Below are 18588 nucleotides of genomic sequence, written 5' to 3' on the forward strand. Positions count from 1 at the left end.
TAACCAATAGAAGGCTCATTATGTTCATTCGGAAGATTACCTTAATTATATAATTTGAGTCGATGGGGTTTGTAAAACTAATTCAGTAAACATTTTAATTCAATTACCAATAGGGTGTTCGACATATGGATCATAATCATAAAAACAACGAACAGGGCAAAGAGTCAATCTCTCTTACTAGTGCAGTTGCGATGGGAACTGGCGTTATGATTGGTGCCGGTATTTTTGCACTAACAGGTCAAGTAGCCGAATTAGCCGGGCCTTTCTTTCCATTCGCTTTTATTGTCGGTGCTATTATTGCTGGATTCAGCGCTTACAGTTATATAAAAATGTCCAATGCTTGGCCATCATCGGGTGGCATTGCAATGATTTTGCAAAAGTCGTATGGCACTGGTGCCATTGCCGCAGGCGCAGCTTTATTGATGGCACTATCCATGGTCATTGCGGAAAGCCTTGTTGCAAGAACATTTGCCTCATACGTGTTGCGACCTTTCGATATCACCGGTGGTCTATTAGTGCCCATCATATCTGTTGGCGTCATACTTTTTGCGTTTGTTGTTAATATGGCTGGAAATCGTTCGGTTGGCTTTCTGTCGGCAATTATGGCAGTCATTAAAATTGGTGGTATTTCCCTGTTTGCCATAGCCGCATTATGGTCAAGTGGGTTTCAATTCTCGGCCAACGTTGATTCGATATCTACCTTTAGTCTAACTGGATTCGTCGCTTCAGTGGCGCTCACAATTTTAGCCTTTAAAGGCTTTACTACCATTACAAATAGCGGGGCGGAAATTACTAACCCGCATCGAAATATCGGTTTGGCTATCATTATTTCTATTGCATTGTGTGCTGTCGTTTATGTGCTTGTCACATTTGCTGTTGGCTCTAGTCTTTCCATTGAAGAAATTATCTCAGCAAAAGATTACTCGTTGGCAGAAGCGGCTGAGCCTGCTCTTGGTCGCACTGGATTTTATTTAACCATTGTCCTTGCTGCTGTGGCGACATTGTCGGGAGTATTGGCGAGTGTTTTTGCAGTATCGCGCATGTTGGCCATGATGACAGATATGAAAATGATCCCACACAGCCATTTTGGGATGTCAGGCTCTATTCGTAAACACACACTTGTATATGCTGTGGTGATTGCGTCGTTACTTGCCGTATTTTTTGATATCGGAAGGATTGCTTCTCTTGGCGCTTTTTTATACATCGTAATGGACATGATCATTCAATGGGGTGTTTATCGCTATATGCGAAAGGAAATAAGTGCTTCGTCACCGATAATTTTGATGGCGTTGACTTTCGATGCGATTATTCTAACGGCTCTTACAATGTACAAAATAAACACAGATCCGCTCATCGTTGTGTATTCAGCGGTTGCTATTGTTAGCATATTTTCATACGAGCGCTTTTACTTGTCTAAATGGTACGGTAAAGGCTCAAATGAAACATCTGAGTAATCAGAGCCTTAATCAAATAATTAGCGAAGATAAATACGATTAAACTTAGGAATAACACTATGCAAGTTGAAACTATTAGAGACGTACTTAATTGGACTGTTTCATTTCATACAAACTTAAAGGACTGCTTAAAACACTGTTCTGAACAAAATAAAGATGAGCGGGCACAAATGACTCTTCACTATTTGTCTGGTCACGAAGCGAGTTTAGAGCGCATTGTGAAAGGGTTTGTAAATACTGCTGATAAAAAAGCATTGAACACCTGGTGTTATGACTATATCGGAAAGCACCCCATTATTGAGCATGGTCATTGCGACTCACCCTTTAAAGAATTAGATATGACGCACATTATGGAAAAGACAGTAAACCATCACGAACAAGTTATTGAGTTATACACTCACCTTTATTCTCGCGTCAATATAGACAGTGCCAAAGAGTTGATCAATACAATAAAAGATGTTGAGGAAAATGAAATTAAACGAATGGTACAAGCGGTTAATCGGTTCTCAGACATGTAATTGACAATGTAGCTGATAATGCTCATTGAGTAAGGGACTTTGTTGCTATTGATTAGACGATAACTATAGCAACTAATCAATGGCATTTAATGGTCTGCGTTTATCAAAAACAATACAGATCTGTTGATCAGTTTTAAGTACAAATTAACAGCATTATGTATTAGATATTATAAAAATTTACACTTTTCAAAAAATGGAGAATTAGTATGAGCAAATTTGAGCATAAAGTTGGGGTATCAGAGGTGAATTTAGTGGTTCGTTATTTAAAACTCACTAATGTAGATGGTACTAAAGTAGATGCGATTCTTCATGATATTGATACCACTTTTGGCGTTAATGAAGTGTCATTTGAATATGAGAAGCAAACTCTACACGTCAGCTATGACGCAACACATTGCAGCTTAGAGAGTATTAAAAATATAATTAAAATAAATGGTGCAGATATTTCGTATGATTGGTGGACTAACTTTAAAGAAGGTTATTATGAGTTCGTAGATAAAAATATTAAAGAAAATGCTAAGCACAAGCCATGGAGTTGCCATGCATCGCCACCGGGTAGTGCAAAAAGTAAAAAATTACGAGACAAAAAAAATTAGTGTGTATAATCAATCGGAACCAATAGAAAACGTATATAGCATAATAGATGTTTTAGTTGGTTTCGTAAGTTTAGTTATATATTTTGAAGAGGGTGTTCAGAGTTCTGTGTCAGCTTAAATTTTTAAATATCAAGAATGCTGTCTAAACATCCTTCGAAATAAATAGCTAACTGAGAGAAACAAAGGATCCAATTATGTATTGGCATTATCCATTTCTCAGTAGCGTTTAATATGCCAGCATAAAGTAACTTCTACAAACTATTTTCATTCGGAAAAGCGGCTTTAGTTTTCGTTAATTTTTTTAAACTGACGATGAACAACCTCAACAGTATTTGTCGTATAAATCATATTTGCGAATGTGCCCAGGGTCTTAAAGTAAGCTGATAAGTTATGTCATTTATTACGCCAACAATTAATTAAGCGGATAAGCGCTGCCTGATTTAGCCTCACCAAGTTCATCAAGGGTTAACTCAGCTACCTCTTTCGTTGGCACACGGAACACAGGCTTTAAATCAGCCATAACGCTTTTTTTGATTTTAGAAGCAACATACTTCATTGAGTTGCGTATTTGATGAACGATACACAACTGAATCTCAGTTTCTGGGAAGGTTGAATTTGCGAAATAATATGCGCATGATTTTATAATAAATAGCTCAAACCAGTTATAAATATTATATTACTTCAAATTGTGCTTAAAAAAGTAATTATCTTTTGCACCTAGCTACATTACAGAAATGTCATACAAATGTAATGTAACGGTAATGTAATTTGCGCATGTACAAATTAGATTGGTAAGTGTGGAGGTAGTCTTAGCTGTTATGGTTTTAAAGGATAAATATGAAAATAGAAAATATGCGAGGCATATTGCAATGGACAGTTCAATTTCATCAGCGATTGGCTAAGTGCTTAAAGCATTGTGCACAGTGTCATTCTGAGCGTACTCAAATGGCGATGCAGTACTTAATTGTTCATGAAGAACATTTAGCAGCTTTGGTCAAAGCATCTTCTGATAGGGCTCAGACAAGTGAGCTAGAAATCTTATTCATTGAATACCTAGATAAAAGTCCCATCATTTTGCACGATCATAGCGACTTTGAAAGCAAAACGGAATCAGAGATAGTTTCAAGCGTAATTGAACAGCATCAACAAGTAATTCAATTGTATAAATACTTAAAAGGTCAAGCGGTTATTCCTCATCATGAAGAATTTCTAGACCGCCTACTAAAGCTTGAAAATCAAGAGGTAGTACTGATGGCACAGGGCTTAAATCGCTTTCAAGATATGTAGTCATCATCATACCCTCGCTAACCCATACTTATTCGCTATTAAAAGGATATACTATGACAGAGCATAAACATTCTAATTATAACAAAGGTAGTCTGAGTTTAGCTGGCGCCGTAGCGATGGGCACAGGTGTTATGATTGGTGCCGGCATATTTGCGTTAACTGGTCAAGTTGCTGAGCTAGCAAGAGAATGGTTTCCATGGGCTTTTTTGGCCGCAGCAATAATATCATCAGCGAGTGCTTATTCTTATGTAAAACTTGCTAACGCATATCCTTCAGCGGGCGGCATTGCGATGTTTTTAGAAAAGGCATACGGGAAAGGCACTATAACCGCTTGCTGTGCTTTACTAATGTACTTTTCGATGGTAATCAATCAAAGCTTAGTTGCACGAACTTTTGGTAATTACGTACTTCAACTTTTTGATACTGACCAAGGGGGTTGGCTTGTTCCTACACTTGGTGTTGCATTGTTGATTGCGGCATTTTTAATTAATGTCCTTGGGAACAAAGTTATCCAAACGACCTCATTTATAATGGGTATTGCAAAAGCCTTGGGTCTAGTTGTTCTTGCAGGCGGTGGCATCTATGTTGCAGACTCCGGTATTACCAGCACCTTTACTGTTGCCGCTGAAACAAATTTGAGTAATTTTTTAGGTGCAGTTGCATTAGCAATATTAGCCTTCAAAGGCTTTACTACTATTACTAATAGCGGCGGCGAGATTGTTAACCCCAAGAAAAATGTGGGGCGAGCTATTATTATTTCAATCTTTATTTGCTTCATCATTTATATGCTAGTGGCAGTAGCTGTAGGAACAAATTTATCAATAGATGAAATTGTAGTTGCTAAAGACTATGCGCTTGCAGAAGCTTCAAAACCCGCGTTTGGTAAAAGCGGTTTATGGATCACCGTTGGATTTGCAATTGTTGCGACAGTATCTGGTGTTATTGCCAGTGTTTTTGCAGTTTCTCGTATGTTAGCGATGCTGACTGATATGAAATTGGTGCCACATAGTCACTTTGGCATGCCAGGTACAATACAAAAGCACACTGTGGTGTATACGGTGGCAATCGCTATACTACTGACGATATTCTTTGATTTGAGTAGAATCGCATCTCTTGGAGCTATCTTTTATCTTTTAATGGATATAGCGATTCATTGGGGGGTATTCAAACATCTGCGTAAAGAAGTTAATGCGAACGCCATTATAGTGCTCAGCGCAATCGTTTTAGATATTGTCGTTTTAAGTGCGTTTGTTTGGATTAAAGCATCCAGCGACATGTTGGTAATATGGTCTGCGATAGTTGGCTTGTTAGTGATAGTGGGATCCGAAAAGCTTTATTTGAGTAAGATTCAGAGCGAAAATTAAATTAGCCGATTAATAGGATTGAGATAAAAGGTTATTTTTGACAGGACACTTCTATATGCAACCTAGCCGCGACTGGGTTGCATATTACATAGAACTGTGGGGAGATTATAGTAAAAATTTAATCTTAACGATGTAACTCACCAGCACGCTCAGGCTGATAGGTTACTTCTTTTATTTTTACTTTTATTAACCCTCCACCAGGCTTAGGCCATTCAATTTCATCTCCTTGTGATAACCCAAGTAAAGCGCCGCCGATAGGGGCTAAAATTGATATTTTTTGGCCGCTAGCGTCAAGATCTTTCGGGTAGACAAGAGTTAAATTGAATTCTTCTTTTGAAGATTCTACAACAAAATTTACCGTCGAATTCATGGTAACTATAGTTGCTGGAACGTCTTTAGGATCAACTATAGTTGCACGTCCTAATTCTGCTTCGAGTTCTTTTTCACCCGCAAAACTGTTTGCAGGTAATGATTCGATTAAATCATATAGTCTATCTGCATCTAGTGATGAGATGATTATTTCAGGTCTTTTATTCAACTCAATATCCTTAATAATGTTTATGTAAATAAAACTTACTCTGAGTATGATTCGGCATAAGCTTAATTGCACTAGAATACGTTGAAGTAATTTTTATTTGCAACTCAATAATCAACTATCTTAAGCAATAGTACTTAAGTGACTAAAGAGTATAGTTAGTTTTTTATTTTTTCTATAACATTAAAAACCCAGCCGAGGCTGGGTTTTTTTAACCGGGAGGTTTAGGAGGGGGTTTACATCATACCGCCCATTCCACCCATACCGCCCATGCCACCCATATCAGGAGCGCTATCATCTTTTGGGATTTCAGCTACCATAGCTTCGGTAGTGATCATTAGACCCGCAATAGACCCTGCAAATTGTAGTGCAGAGCGTGTTACTTTAGTTGGATCTAGGATACCCATTTCAATCATGTCATTGTATTCGCCAGTAGCAGCATTGTAACCAAAGTTACCTGAACCTGCTTTAACTGCGTTAACGACAACAGATGCTTCTTCGCCAGCATTTGTTACGATTTGACGAAGTGGCGCTTCCATTGCACGAAGAGCGACTTTTATACCGTGGTTTTGATCTTCGTTGTCGCCAACTAAATCTACAAGCTTACTTGCTGCACGAACTAGTGCAACACCGCCGCCAGGTACTACGCCTTCTTCAACCGCTGCACGAGTTGCATTTAATGCATCTTCAACGCGGTCTTTTTTCTCTTTCATTTCCATTTCAGTCGCAGCACCAACTTTGATTACTGCAACACCGCCAGCTAGTTTAGCCATGCGCTCTTGTAGTTTTTCTTTATCGTAGTCTGATGTTGCTTCTTCGATTTGTGCTTTAATTTGTGAAACACGGCCGTTAATACCTGCTTCTTCGCCAGCACCATCGATAATAGTCGTATCATCTTTAGTGATAATTACGCGCTTAGCTGTACCTAGGTCTTCAACTGTTGCTTTTTCAAGCTCAAGGCCGATTTCTTCTGAAATCACAGTACCGCCAGTTAATACAGCGATATCTTGTAGCATTGCTTTACGACGGTCGCCAAAACCAGGAGCTTTCACTGCTGATACTTTAACAATACCGCGCATGTTATTAACTACTAATGTAGCTAATGCTTCGCCTTCAAGGTCTTCTGCGATGATTAGTAGTGGCTTGCTTGCTTTAGCTACCGCTTCTAATGTTGGTAATAATTCGCGAATGTTAGATATTTTTTTATCTACAAGTAGAATAAATGGGTTATCTAGTTCAACGGTACCTTTTTCTGGGCTGTTAATAAAGTAAGGAGATAGGTAACCACGGTCAAACTGCATGCCTTCAACAACATCGAGTTCGTTTTCTAGTGATTGACCTTCTTCTACAGTAATAACACCACTGTTGCGGCCTACTTTTTCCATTGCTTGTGCAATGATATCGCCAATCTCTTTATCAGAGTTAGCTGAAATAGTGCCAACTTGTGCAATTGCTTTAGTGTCAGAGCATGGAACAGATAACGCTTTAAGCTCTGCAACAGCAGCAATAACTGCTTTGTCGATGCCGCGCTTAAGGTCCATTGGGTTCATACCTGCTGCAACCGCTTTAAGGCCTTCGTTAACAATAGACTGTGCAAGTACTGTAGCGGTAGTTGTACCATCGCCGGCTGCATCGTTAGCTTTAGATGCAACTTCTTTAACCATTTGTGCGCCCATGTTTTCAAACTTGTCTTCAAGTTCGATTTCTTTTGCTACAGATACACCATCTTTAGTGATAACTGGAGAGCCAAATGATTTGTCTAGTACAACGTTACGGCCTTTAGGACCTAATGTAACTTTTACTGCGTTTGCCAGGATGTTTACGCCAGTTAGCATTTTAGCGCGTGCGTCACCTGCAAAAAGTACTTCTTTTGCTGCCATGTTTTAAATTCCTCTAAATTCTTAAATGTTTATAAACGAAAAGTAGGTTTAGCCTACAATGCCTAAAATATTATCTTCACGCATGATCAGGTACTCTTGACCTTCGATCTTTTCAACTTTCTCAACATATGAGCCAAATAACACAGTGTCACCGGCTTTAACTTCTAATGCTCTAACATCACCGCTTTCTAAAATGCGACCATTACCAACGGCAACAACTTCTCCGCGGGTTGATTTTTCAGCTGCAGAGCCAGTTAATACAATACCGCCAGCAGATTTTGTTTCTTCTTCTAGACGCTTAACGATCACGCGATCATGTAAAGGACGAATATTCATTTATTTAGTTCTCCTAACAGTTTCTGCGAAGGGCAGAAAAAAGCTTATATTGGTTGCATTCAATAATGGGGGTATTACGCCAAAATCCAAGCGTAAAATTAAAAAAATTAATCTTTTCGTTCAAATTCACCATCTATGATGGTCGGTTTGTTCACTTGGTGAGGTTCTGCTTCAGTTTGACTGTGTTGGGTAAATGGTGAACCACCTTGTTGCATACCTGCACTCATACGTACAGTAGCTTGGCTAGCAAGGCCAGCTGCCAGTTTGTTGCGAATTACTGGGGTTAATAATAGTAGCCCAAAAACGTCGGTCATAATGCCAGGCGTTAACAATAATACGCCTGCGATAATAACGCATATACCGGTAAATAACTCTTTTGCAGGCATTTGCCCTTCGGCCATTTGAGTTTGCGCTTTTTGAAGTGCGCTCATACCTTGTTGTTTTACCATTTTGGCACCTAAAATCGCGGTAATAATTACTAACGCAATTGTCGAAAAACCACCTATTACTTCGCTTACTTGTATAAGTAAGGCGATTTCAATAATAGGAATAATGATAAACAACACAAATAAAAATCTAAACATAAAGCTCTCTAAATAATGAAACTCAAAAGAGTTGATGAAATATAAGTGAGGGTGGAGCGGTCTAATTTCAAGGATACAGTAAGCGCTATTGCTATTTTTTTGCAGTTATAGCACCTACACATTACATACGCTATCAGATACTATGCTTACAGACATTATTAAACACATAAAGGTTCATTATGGCGGCGCAATTTAAACTTATTTTTACTACCTGCAAAGATGAAAATGAAGCAAGAGACCTGGCAAAAGCATTAGTTGAGAGAAAACTGGCTGCATGTGTGAATATTCTACCAAAGGTAGCTTCTATTTATATATGGGAAGGTGAAGTAGTTGAAGCAACCGAGGCTAAACTATTGATCAAAACAAAGTTAGATAAAATGAACGATGTATTTTTAACTATTAAAGCATTACACAGCTATGAAGTGCCAGAGATCCAAGTTGTTGATGTGGCAACGGGTAACCTAGCTTATTTTAATTGGATGGATGAGGTACTTAATTAATGCGTTTTTTCTTTTTGTTACTGGTTGCATTATTAGCGGCTCCAGCTAAGGCTAATAATATACTTGGTGATTTACTTGCACCTCCACAACAAACCTTTTTACAAGTAGACCAAGCATTTGTATTTGATTTTGATCAGCAAGATAATACTTTATTTATAGGCTGGGATATTGCACCTAAATACTACTTATATAAAAATAAAATAGAGATTATTGCCAAGGGCGCGAATATAGAAGTAGGCGACTTAGGTGATGGTGAGGTTATCGAAGATGAGTTCTTTGGTAAAACAGAAGTTTTTTTTAATGCACTTAGTATTGTTAGTAAGCTCAGTAATGTAACTGAGGGAGCAGTAGTAAAAGTGCGTTACCAAGGTTGTGCTGAAGCTGGGTTATGTTATCCACCTGAAGTTATTAGTATTCCACTAAACAAAATTGCCGGTGAACAGCTGCAAAATGCAGATGATGCTATGCAAAGTGCAACCTCTGCAAACGCATTTACAGCATTAAGCGAGACTAATGAACCGACAAGCAATGCGCCTAAAAAAGATCTAACCTTTACCGAGCAGTTAGCAAGCCAAGGGTTGATTACTAATTTACTGATATTTTTTGTTGTCGGTGTTGGTCTTGCTTTTACACCGTGTGTATTTCCTATGTTTCCAATATTGTCGAGCTTAATTGCTGGGCAAAAAAACCTCTCAACTAAAAAAGCCTTCGCGTTATCATTTGTATACATTCAAGGTATGGCAGTGACCTACGCGGCATTGGGTTTGGTTGTGGCTGCACTTGGCGGGCAAGTTCAAGGGTATTTACAGCACCCTTATGTGCTTATTAGCTTTAGTTTATTGTTTGTATTATTAGCAATGTCGATGTTTGGTTGGTACGAAATAAAGCTACCAAGCGGCATGATGAACAAGTTAACCCAAGTAAGTAATAACCAAAAAGGCGGCAACTACGTTGGTGTGTTTTTAATGGGCGTATTATCGGGCTTAATTGCATCGCCTTGCACCACCGCACCTTTGTCAGCAGCGCTATTGTTTGTAGCACAAAGTGGCGACTATTTAGTGGGTGGATTAACGCTTTATGTACTGAGTTTAGGGATGGGACTGCCATTATTGTTACTCGGTACATCGGGCGGAAAACTATTGCCTAAAGCCGGTGGCTGGATGGAGCAAGTTAAAACCCTATTTGGCTTTATTATGCTAGTTGTGCCACTTATATTACTTGAACGCCTTTTAGATGCCGATGTTATTTTATTAATGGCGGGAGTATTAGCCTTAGCAACCGCGCTTTACTTGCATCACTGGCAAAGTAGCCAAATACAAGGAAAATTAAAAACAGCACTGTGGTTTGCTGCAACGTTACTCGTTGTTAGTGGCTTTAACTTAACTAAAAATTATTTTTGGCCAGTACACATGCAAACAATGCAAGTAAGTGCGCAAAGTAATGAGTTTAAGCAAGTAGCCAATTTAACTGAGTTAAAAGCAGCCGTTGCTCACGCTAATGAGCAAGACCGACTGGTTATGGTCGACTTATATGCTGATTGGTGTATTGCGTGTAAAGAATTTGAGCATTACACCTTTCCCGATGCAAAAGTGCAAAATGAGTTTAGTCACTTTGAGCTTATTCAAGTCGATTTAACCGACAGCGATAACAAAACAATCGAGCTAATGGAAGAATATACGGTGTTTGGTTTGCCGAGTATTTTATTTTTTAATACCCAAGGAGAGGAGCTAAGTGCACAACGTGTTACCGGCTTTTTGAATGCTGACGATTTTGCTCAGCACCTATCTACAGTGCGCGCCAGCGTAAAGTAGCAATATAATAGCCCCCCATAATTTAAAGGTGGGGGCTATTATTACCACCTCAATGTTTGTCCCCAATACAGAGATAAGACCAGTATTTTGCTGTTATTTACGTCGAAATCACTATAATAGTTGGTTAACGTGAGAAATTGTTGTTATCTTATTTTTTATACTCACATAATTGTAAAAAATTAGCTAACGACTGCTTAACTCATTACTTATAGGATATATCGCGTATTATGGCTGCAAAATTCAAGCTTTTAGTTATAAATGGCCCAAATTTAAATATGCTAGGTAAACGTGAGCCAGATAAATACGGTTCACGTACGCTAAGCGAAATTATGAGCGAACTAACATGTGCCGCTGATAGTTTAAATGTTGAGTTAACGCATTTCCAAAGTAATAGCGAGCAAGCACTGATAGAGCGTATTCACGATACTTGGCAAGCGATTGATTACATAATTATTAATCCTGCTGCATTTACGCATACGAGCGTCGCATTACGTGATGCATTGTTAAGTGTTGATATTCCGTTTTTTGAAGTGCATTTAAGCAACGTGCACGCACGTGAAGCGTTTCGCCATCATTCGTATTTTTCTGATGTGGCGCAAGGCGTAATATGTGGATTAGGTGCAATGGGTTATCACGCAGCGCTTGAAGCTGCAGTAAACCAATTGCAAAACTCAAATTAATTTTAAACACACAAACTAATAGGCGGGCCGTTTATGGATATTCGCAAGATCAAAAAACTTATTGAATTAGTAGAAGAGTCAGGTATTGCTGAGCTAGAAATCACTGAAGGTGAAGAGTCAGTACGTATAAATCGTAATAACATGAGTGCAGGCCCAGGCTACGCTCAGTTTGCGCCACAGCAATATGCACCAGCACCAGTTGCCGCTCCAGTTGCAGCAGCTCCTGCAGCAGTTGAAGCCGCTGCTCCAGCTGGCCCTACAGGTCATCAAGTTAAATCACCTATGGTTGGTTCATTCTACGCTGCAGCTTCACCAGAAGCGCCAGCATACGTAGAAGTTGGTTCTCAAGTTAAAGTTGGCGATACATTATGTATCATCGAAGCAATGAAAATGATGAACCAAATTGAGTCAGATAAAGCTGGTACAGTAAAAGCTATTCTAGCTGAAAATGGCGAGCCAATAGAATTTGATCAACCTTTATTCATCATTGAATAATAGCGCAACCTAAAAGGCCAACTCTAATGTTAGATAAAGTAGTCATTGCAAACCGAGGTGAAATTGCACTTCGTATATTGCGCGCCTGCAAAGAGCTTGGGATCAAAACGGTTGCTGTGCATTCAACGGCAGATCGCGATCTTAAGCATGTATTGCTTGCAGATGAAACCATCTGTATTGGTAAACCAGCAGCAACAGAAAGTTATTTAGATATTCCGCGTATTATTGCCGCGGCTGAAATAACTGACGCTGTAGCGATTCATCCTGGTTATGGTTTTCTTGCAGAAAATGCTGATTTTGCCGATCAAGTTGAGCAAAGTGGTTTTGTATTTATTGGTCCTACTGGCGATACAATTCGTCTTATGGGCGATAAAGTATCTGCAATCGCAGCAATGCGTAAAGCCGGTGTTCCGTGTGTACCAGGCTCAGATGGTCCAGTATCAGATGACAAAGAGCGCAATATGCAAATTGCTAAGCGCATTGGTTATCCGGTAATCATTAAAGCCGCTGGTGGCGGTGGTGGCCGAGGTATGCGTGTTGTGCGCAGCGAAGCTGAACTGATTGATTCAATTGCATTAACCCAACAAGAAGCGAAGCAGTTCTTTGGTAATGGCATGGTTTACATGGAGAAATACCTTGAAAATCCACGTCATATCGAAGTACAAATTTTAGCTGATGGCCAAGGTAATGCAGTGCATTTAGGTGAACGTGATTGTTCTATGCAGCGTCGTCACCAAAAAGTAGTTGAGGAAGCACCCGCACCAGGAATTACTGCAGAAACACGTAAGTTTATTGGTGAGCGCTGTACGCGTGCCTGTATTGAAATTGGTTATCGTGGAGCTGGTACGTTTGAGTTTTTATACGAAAACGGCGAGTTTTACTTTATCGAAATGAATACCCGTATTCAGGTTGAGCATACAATTACTGAAATGGTGACAGGTATTGATTTAGTTAAAGAGCAGCTAAAAATTGCTGCTGGTCAGCCATTGTCGTTTACTCAAGATGATGTTGTTATTCGCGGCCATGCCATTGAATGTCGTATTAACGCAGAAGACCCAGAAACGTTTATCCCATCACCGGGTAAAATTACACGTTTTCATCCTGCGGGTGGTTTAGGTATTCGTTGGGATAGCCATATTTATGCTGACTACACCGTACCACCACATTACGATTCAATGATCGGTAAGCTAATTACTTACGGTGAAAACCGTGACGTAGCAATTGCTCGTGCACGTAACGCACTAAATGAGTTAGTAATCGACGGTATTAAAACCAATACTCCGCTGCATAAAAGAATTCTTGCAGACGAAAACTTCCAAAATGGTGGGACTAATATCCACTATCTTGAGAAAAAATTGGGACTATAATTCCTCGTTAATAGAAACCGGCGCTTAGCCGGTTTTTTTATCTTTAAAAATTGGCTGTATCACCTTAAATAAATAATCTGGTATGATTAACAAATATGCGCTTTAATAAATTTTTGAGGTAAAGGTAATAATGTCACGTAGTTTTAAGTCTCACTTGAGTGATGATATTGCCACGGTAACAATGGGCAATCGAATTGCGGCTATTATAGAGCAAGGTGCGGTAATTTATTTACATGGCGATTTAGGCGCGGGTAAAACCACCTTTACACGTGGCGTAGTGCAAGGTTTTGGCCATACAGGTAAGGTTAAAAGTCCAACGTATACCTTAGTAGAACCATATGAGCTGGAGCGCGCTAATGTTTACCACTTTGATTTGTATCGTTTAGGCGATCCAGAAGAACTTGAATATATGGGAATACGCGATTACTTTTCAGCGCAAGCAATTTGTGTGGTTGAATGGCCAGAAAAAGGCGGAGAGTTTATTCCTGTGCCAGATTTAAATATTACTTTAAGCTATGTAGGCGATGAGCGAAATATCGTTATTAATAGTGCCAGTGAGCGTGGTAGCGTAATTATTGAAAAATTAAATAACTCAACCTCAGAGTAATAATATTGGTTATATAACAAATAATAAAATAGTTAAGGCAGTCACTATCAACATGAGTCGCGGTGTAATTAAACTCTTTATTTATCTTGTAGCTATCACTATGAGTTCGTCGCTATGGGCACAAAATACCATTAATAGTGTGCGCGTTTGGCCATCTCCAGATAGTACTCGGGTGGTATTTGATTTAACTGAAAAGCCTGACTTTAGTTATTTTATGCTTAAAAACCCCAGCCGTTTAGTGGTTGATTTAGAGCAAACACGGGAACTTAAAGTGTTACCCGGTATTCCGCCTAAGCATCAAATTGTCAGTAAGCTTCGTTATTCTAAGCCAAAAAATAAACACAGCGTGCGCTTTGTATTTGAATTGAGTGCCCCGGTAAAGCCTGTGGTTTTTGCATTAGCACCAACGGGCCCGTATAAAAACAGGTTGGTTGTTGATCTATATGACAAAAGTGAATCATCCACAGCAGTATCACCAGCGCAAACAGCGACTAAAAACCGTCAATTAAGCCAAGAGCGCGATATTGTTATTGCGATTGACGCTGGTCACGGTGGCGAAGACCCTGGCTCAATTGGCCCATCGGGTACCTATGAAAAAACGATTACATTACAAATAGCTAAACGCTTAGAGCGGATGATTGACTCTGAGCGCGGGATGATTTCGCGTATGGTGCGCAGCGGCGATTACTTTGTAAAGCTCAATACCCGTACCAATCGTGCTCGTGAGAAAAAAGCTGATTTCTTTGTCTCTATTCATGCTGATGCATTTACGAGCCCAGGTCCTAATGGTGCCTCGGTGTGGGTGTTATCACTGCGCCGTGCTAACTCAGAGATAGGTAAATGGATTGAAGATAAAGAAAAACACTCTGAACTTTTAGGTGGCGCGGCAGATGTAATAAAAGATGCTGCCAATGAAAAGTACTTAGCGCAAGCACTGCTTGATATGTCGATGGATCATTCGATGAAAACCGGTTTGAGCGTTGCTGATGAAGTAGTAAAAGAGCTACGTAAGGTGGCAAAGTTACATAAAAAAGATCCTCAACATGCGAGTCTTGCGGTATTAAAGTCACCAGACATTCCCTCTATTTTAATCGAAACAGGGTTTATTTCTAATCCCCGTGAAGAAAAATTACTTAAAAGTGCTAATCACCAAGAGCGTTTAGCCAAAGCTATATTTACTTCAATTAAAAATTATTATTTAAAAAACCCACCCGACGATTCTTTATTTGCCAAGTTAAAGTCGCAATATCCAACCAAGCATAAAGTTCGCCCGGGGGAGTCGTTAAGCATGTTAGCGAGTCGCTACGGCATAACCATAAACAAGTTAAAGCAGGCGAATAAACTAAGCTCTAATACCTTATTTATTGGCCAAGAGCTCGATATACCGCAAAGTTAATTGCTTATCATTAGAGTCATGTTTGTTAGGAAGTTGAATGAGTATTGAAATACTACCCGCACGTTTAGCGAACCAAATTGCTGCAGGTGAAGTGGTCGAACGCCCCGCGTCGGTGGTAAAAGAATTAGTAGAAAACAGCCTAGATGCTGGTGCTACACGCATTCAAATAGATATTGAGCGAGGTGGGCACAAACTAATTCGTATTCGTGACAATGGTGCGGGTATTGCTCAAGACGAGCTTACATTAGCACTTTCTCGCCATGCAACCAGTAAATTAAAATCCCTCGATGATTTAGAGAATATTTGCTCACTAGGATTTAGAGGTGAAGCACTGGCGTCAATTAGTTCGGTTTCGCGCTTAACGCTAAGCTCAAAAACTAAACATCAAGAAGCCGCTTGGCAAGCATTTGCACAAGGTCGCGATATGGCTGTGCAAGTAAAACCAGTAGCGCACCCAGATGGCACTACCATAGAAGTAAAAGATTTATTTTTTAATACGCCAGCCCGGCGCAAATTTTTACGTACCGAAAAAACAGAGTTTAGCCATATTGATGAGCTTATAAAGCGCATTGCGCTGAGTCGATTTGATGTATCTATTACCCTTACTCATAACGAAAAAGTAGTTAGGCAGTACCGTGCTAAAACCGACCCTAGCCAAGCAATTGCCCGTGTAGCACAAGTGGCGGGTAAAGCATTTGCTGAGCAAGGCTTACATATTCAATCGGGCGAGGGGGGCTTGCAGCTTCATGGCTGGGTATTGCCTGTTGGCTCTGTTAACACCACGCAGTATACCTATGTAAACAATCGTATGATGCGCGACAAGCTTATACTGCACGCTATTCGCCAAGCATTTGAAGAAGTAAGTGGTGGCCAAGAGTTACCCGGTTTTGTTATTTATATTGATATTGACCCTCGTCAAGTTGATGTAAATGTTCATCCTGCAAAGCACGAAGTACGTTTTCATCAAGGGCGTTTAGTACACGACTTTATACTACAAGCAATTAAACAAGTTGTTGTGCCACTGCAAGGTGAGTTTACTAGTGAGCCTTTAAATAACCCAGCCGATGCGGCATTTAGTTATACAGACACAGCACGCTCTCCCGCTGCAAATTTTGAGTCGGGTGAGGTATTTGATTATCCTAAATCGCAATTGCAACCATCTCATAGTGTTAGTTCTGGCGGTGCATCGCTAGGTTCGCGTAGTGCGGGAGGAAGTGGTGGTGCCTACAGAGCTACACCTAGTACTAATCATCATGATATTAATGCTTTCTATCAGGGCGTGAGTGAGCAGCATGCCGCGCATTTTGACCAAGGTGCTCACGTATCTGTAGGGCTAAACAAGGCACACGCAGTGGAGCAAGGCGTTGCTTTAAAAACGGTTGCTATTATTAGCATTAACGAAGGCGTGTGTGTGTTTAGCAGCGAGCAGCAATTGTATTGCTCACATTTTAAATATGCATTAGTTGATGATTGGCATGAGCAAATAAAAGAGCAGGGCAGCTTAGAGGGCAAAGCGCTGTTGTTACCAGTGCGAGTTAATTTATCCAAACAAGACTGTGAGCTAATAGCAGCGCAACAGTCGTGGTTTACGCTATTAGGTTTTGAGCTGATTATTGAAAAGCAGTTTGTGATGGTTAAAAAACTTCCTGCGTGCTTATATTTATTAGATGTTACTAGCGCGGTTGAAAGCTTGTTGGAAGCGTGTAAAGCGCCACTTGAAAACATAGAAAGCTGGTTGGCGTGGCAGATGCAATACACACCAGCGCGTTTTTATTCCAGCAATATCTTTTTAGCGCAGCAAACCCGCATGCAAAATAATCCGCAAACAATTGAACGTTTGCGTGCAAAAGCAGTTAAAATAGATTTAGAGCACTATTTAACGCAATTAGATTAAGGTATTCGTGTTGAGTAATTTACCAGTCATATTTTTAATGGGTCCAACCGCCGCGGGTAAAACGGCGTTGGCAATTTCATTGTGTGAGCATTTAAATACCGAAATAATTAGTGTTGATTCAGCGTTAGTATATAAGGGTATGGATATTGGCACGGCTAAACCCGATGCATCAGAGTTAGCACGTGCTCCGCATCACTTAATTGATTTACTTGACCCAAGTGAAACTTATTCAGTTGCTGATTTTAGACGTGATGCGATAATAAAAATAGATGAGTTTCATCAGCAAGGTAAGGTGCCGGTATTAGTTGGCGGCACTATGTTGTACTTCAAAGCTCTGATTGATGGCTTATCACCACTGCCAGAAGCGAACGTGGAAATAAGAGCCGAACTTGAAGCGCAAGCTGCGCAATATGGCTGGCCACATTTGTATCAAGAACTGGTAAAAATAGACCCACAAGCAGCTCAAAAAATGAGTGAAAACGATTCACAAAGAATTAATCGTGCTTTAGAGGTATACAAATTAACAGGTAAAACCATGACTGAACTGCAAAAGCAAAAGCAGCCGGTTTTACCTTATACTTTTCATCAATTTTCTATTGCGCCAACGCAGCGCAGTGAATTACATCAGCGAATTGAAAAAAGGTTTAAAATAATGCTCGAACAGGGGTTTGAAAATGAAGTTTCGACCCTATATCTACGTAAGGATTTACACCCCAATATGCCTTCTATTCGTTGTGTAGGTTATAGACAAATGTGGGATTACCTTGCGGGTGAAATTGACCATGATGAAATGGTATTTCGCGGCATTGCGGCTACACGTCAATTGGCTAAACGCCAATTAACTTGGTTAAGAAGCTGGCCCGATGTTACATGGTTAACAACGGGTGATGAAGAAAACTTGCATCGTGTAGTAAGTTCGCTAAGCTAGTAGTAGTTGAATAAAATTTAGCTTTGTTAAATAAGTTCAGCCACTTAATTATAATAACACCTAGAACGAAGGAATAATAACATGGCAAAAGGCCAATCGTTACAAGACCCATTTTTGAATGCACTACGCCGTGAGCGCATCCCAGTATCAATCTTTTTGGTTAATGGCATAAAATTACAAGGTAAAATTCAGTCATTTGATCAATTTGTTATTTTACTAGAAAACACCGTAAATCAAATGGTGTATAAACATGCAATTTCAACAGTTGTTCCTGCTCGTGCAGTTAATTTCCAAGGTGTTCAAGAAAATGACGACACTGAAGAACCTGAAGCTGGAAACATTTAAATTAGGAGCGT

General features: G+C 39.8%; 19 protein-coding genes and 1 pseudogene. 15 read left to right on the forward strand and 5 right to left on the reverse strand.

The genetic code is table 11. From position 1 onward, the window contains the following. The first annotated feature begins 125 nt into the window (after positions 1-125). From I6E78_RS11700 to I6E78_RS11710, 3 genes are all read left to right on the forward strand, one after another. The gene (locus I6E78_RS11700) at positions 126-1454 is read left to right on the forward strand and encodes an APC family permease (RefSeq protein ID WP_197182563.1); all 1329 of its coding nucleotides are present in this window, start codon (positions 126-128) and stop codon (positions 1452-1454) included. 59 nt (positions 1455-1513) lie between these two features. Continuing rightward, positions 1514-1972, forward strand: coding sequence for an ATPase (locus I6E78_RS11705; RefSeq protein ID WP_197182564.1), 459 nt, complete (start codon positions 1514-1516; stop codon positions 1970-1972). Positions 1973-2178: 206 nt separating this feature from the next. Continuing rightward, a complete protein-coding gene (locus I6E78_RS11710; RefSeq protein WP_197182565.1) occupies positions 2179-2568 on the forward strand; it encodes a cation transporter in 390 nt (129 codons plus the stop codon). Positions 2569-2690: 122 nt separating this feature from the next. Here I6E78_RS11710 and I6E78_RS11715 read toward each other — a convergent pair. Next, a pseudogene (locus I6E78_RS11715) lies at positions 2691-3181 on the reverse strand (transposase); the annotation flags it as partial. 224 nt (positions 3182-3405) lie between these two features. Between I6E78_RS11715 and I6E78_RS11720 the strand changes: the two are divergent. Both I6E78_RS11720 and I6E78_RS11725 read left to right on the forward strand, forming a co-directional pair. Further along, entirely contained in the window at positions 3406-3855 is a 450-nt protein-coding gene (locus tag I6E78_RS11720) for a hypothetical protein (RefSeq protein ID WP_197182566.1), read from the forward strand. 53 nt (positions 3856-3908) lie between these two features. Further along, entirely contained in the window at positions 3909-5219 is a 1311-nt protein-coding gene (locus I6E78_RS11725) for an APC family permease (RefSeq protein ID WP_197182567.1), read from the forward strand. Positions 5220-5343: 124 nt separating this feature from the next. Here I6E78_RS11725 and rnk read toward each other — a convergent pair whose 3' ends face one another. The 4 genes from rnk to I6E78_RS11745 form a co-directional block, all read right to left on the reverse strand. Continuing rightward, positions 5344-5757, reverse strand: a complete 414-nt coding sequence (gene rnk / locus I6E78_RS11730; protein ID WP_197182568.1) for a nucleoside diphosphate kinase regulator — start codon at positions 5755-5757, stop codon at positions 5344-5346. Positions 5758-5990: 233 nt separating this feature from the next. Further along, positions 5991-7634, reverse strand: a complete 1644-nt coding sequence (gene groL, locus I6E78_RS11735) for a chaperonin GroEL (protein WP_058372391.1) — start codon at positions 7632-7634, stop codon at positions 5991-5993. A gap of 48 nt (positions 7635-7682) precedes the next feature. Then, positions 7683-7970 carry a co-chaperone GroES gene (locus I6E78_RS11740; RefSeq protein ID WP_011326973.1) on the reverse strand — a complete coding sequence of 96 codons (288 nt, stop codon included), beginning with the start codon at positions 7968-7970 and terminating at the stop codon, positions 7683-7685. Positions 7971-8077: 107 nt separating this feature from the next. Next, complete coding sequence (locus I6E78_RS11745) at positions 8078-8554, reverse strand: FxsA family protein (protein ID WP_058372392.1); 477 nt, start codon at positions 8552-8554, stop codon at positions 8078-8080. A gap of 179 nt (positions 8555-8733) precedes the next feature. On the opposite strand from I6E78_RS11745, the gene cutA reads away from it, so the two are divergent. The 10 genes from cutA to hfq all read left to right on the forward strand — a co-directional run bounded on the left by cutA (position 8734) and on the right by hfq (position 18577). After that, positions 8734-9054, forward strand: a complete 321-nt coding sequence (gene cutA, locus I6E78_RS11750; protein ID WP_197182569.1) for a divalent-cation tolerance protein CutA — start codon at positions 8734-8736, stop codon at positions 9052-9054. Continuing rightward, positions 9054-10865: a protein-disulfide reductase DsbD gene (locus tag I6E78_RS11755; RefSeq protein ID WP_197182570.1), complete on the forward strand. Its 1812-nt coding sequence runs from the start codon at positions 9054-9056 to the stop codon at positions 10863-10865. Before cutA ends, I6E78_RS11755 begins: the two co-directional genes overlap by 1 nt. 227 nt (positions 10866-11092) lie before the next feature. Next, entirely contained in the window at positions 11093-11545 is a 453-nt protein-coding gene (gene aroQ / locus I6E78_RS11760) for a type II 3-dehydroquinate dehydratase (RefSeq protein ID WP_011326977.1), read from the forward strand. 33 nt (positions 11546-11578) lie between these two features. Then, a complete protein-coding gene (accB, locus tag I6E78_RS11765; RefSeq protein ID WP_197182571.1) occupies positions 11579-12040 on the forward strand; it encodes an acetyl-CoA carboxylase biotin carboxyl carrier protein in 462 nt (153 codons plus the stop codon). Between the two features lie 26 nt (positions 12041-12066). Further along, positions 12067-13407, forward strand: a complete 1341-nt coding sequence (gene accC / locus I6E78_RS11770) for an acetyl-CoA carboxylase biotin carboxylase subunit (protein WP_011326979.1) — start codon at positions 12067-12069, stop codon at positions 13405-13407. Between the two features lie 130 nt (positions 13408-13537). After that, a complete protein-coding gene (tsaE, locus tag I6E78_RS11775; protein WP_058372395.1) occupies positions 13538-14014 on the forward strand; it encodes a tRNA (adenosine(37)-N6)-threonylcarbamoyltransferase complex ATPase subunit type 1 TsaE in 477 nt (158 codons plus the stop codon). A gap of 52 nt (positions 14015-14066) precedes the next feature. Next, positions 14067-15410 carry an N-acetylmuramoyl-L-alanine amidase gene (locus tag I6E78_RS11780; RefSeq protein ID WP_058372396.1) on the forward strand — a complete coding sequence of 448 codons (1344 nt, stop codon included), beginning with the start codon at positions 14067-14069 and terminating at the stop codon, positions 15408-15410. A gap of 37 nt (positions 15411-15447) precedes the next feature. Further along, positions 15448-17304 carry a DNA mismatch repair endonuclease MutL gene (gene mutL, locus I6E78_RS11785; protein ID WP_197182572.1) on the forward strand — a complete coding sequence of 619 codons (1857 nt, stop codon included), beginning with the start codon at positions 15448-15450 and terminating at the stop codon, positions 17302-17304. A gap of 10 nt (positions 17305-17314) precedes the next feature. Beyond that, positions 17315-18232 carry a tRNA (adenosine(37)-N6)-dimethylallyltransferase MiaA gene (miaA, locus tag I6E78_RS11790; protein ID WP_197182573.1) on the forward strand — a complete coding sequence of 306 codons (918 nt, stop codon included), beginning with the start codon at positions 17315-17317 and terminating at the stop codon, positions 18230-18232. An 81-nt stretch (positions 18233-18313) separates the two neighbouring features. Further along, positions 18314-18577 carry an RNA chaperone Hfq gene (hfq, locus tag I6E78_RS11795; protein ID WP_011326984.1) on the forward strand — a complete coding sequence of 88 codons (264 nt, stop codon included), beginning with the start codon at positions 18314-18316 and terminating at the stop codon, positions 18575-18577. Positions 18578-18588 lie beyond the last annotated feature (11 nt).

Origin of the sequence: Pseudoalteromonas sp. NZS127 (genome assembly GCF_015864805.1) — a bacterium.
Classification (GTDB): domain Bacteria; phylum Pseudomonadota; class Gammaproteobacteria; order Enterobacterales; family Alteromonadaceae; genus Pseudoalteromonas; species Pseudoalteromonas nigrifaciens.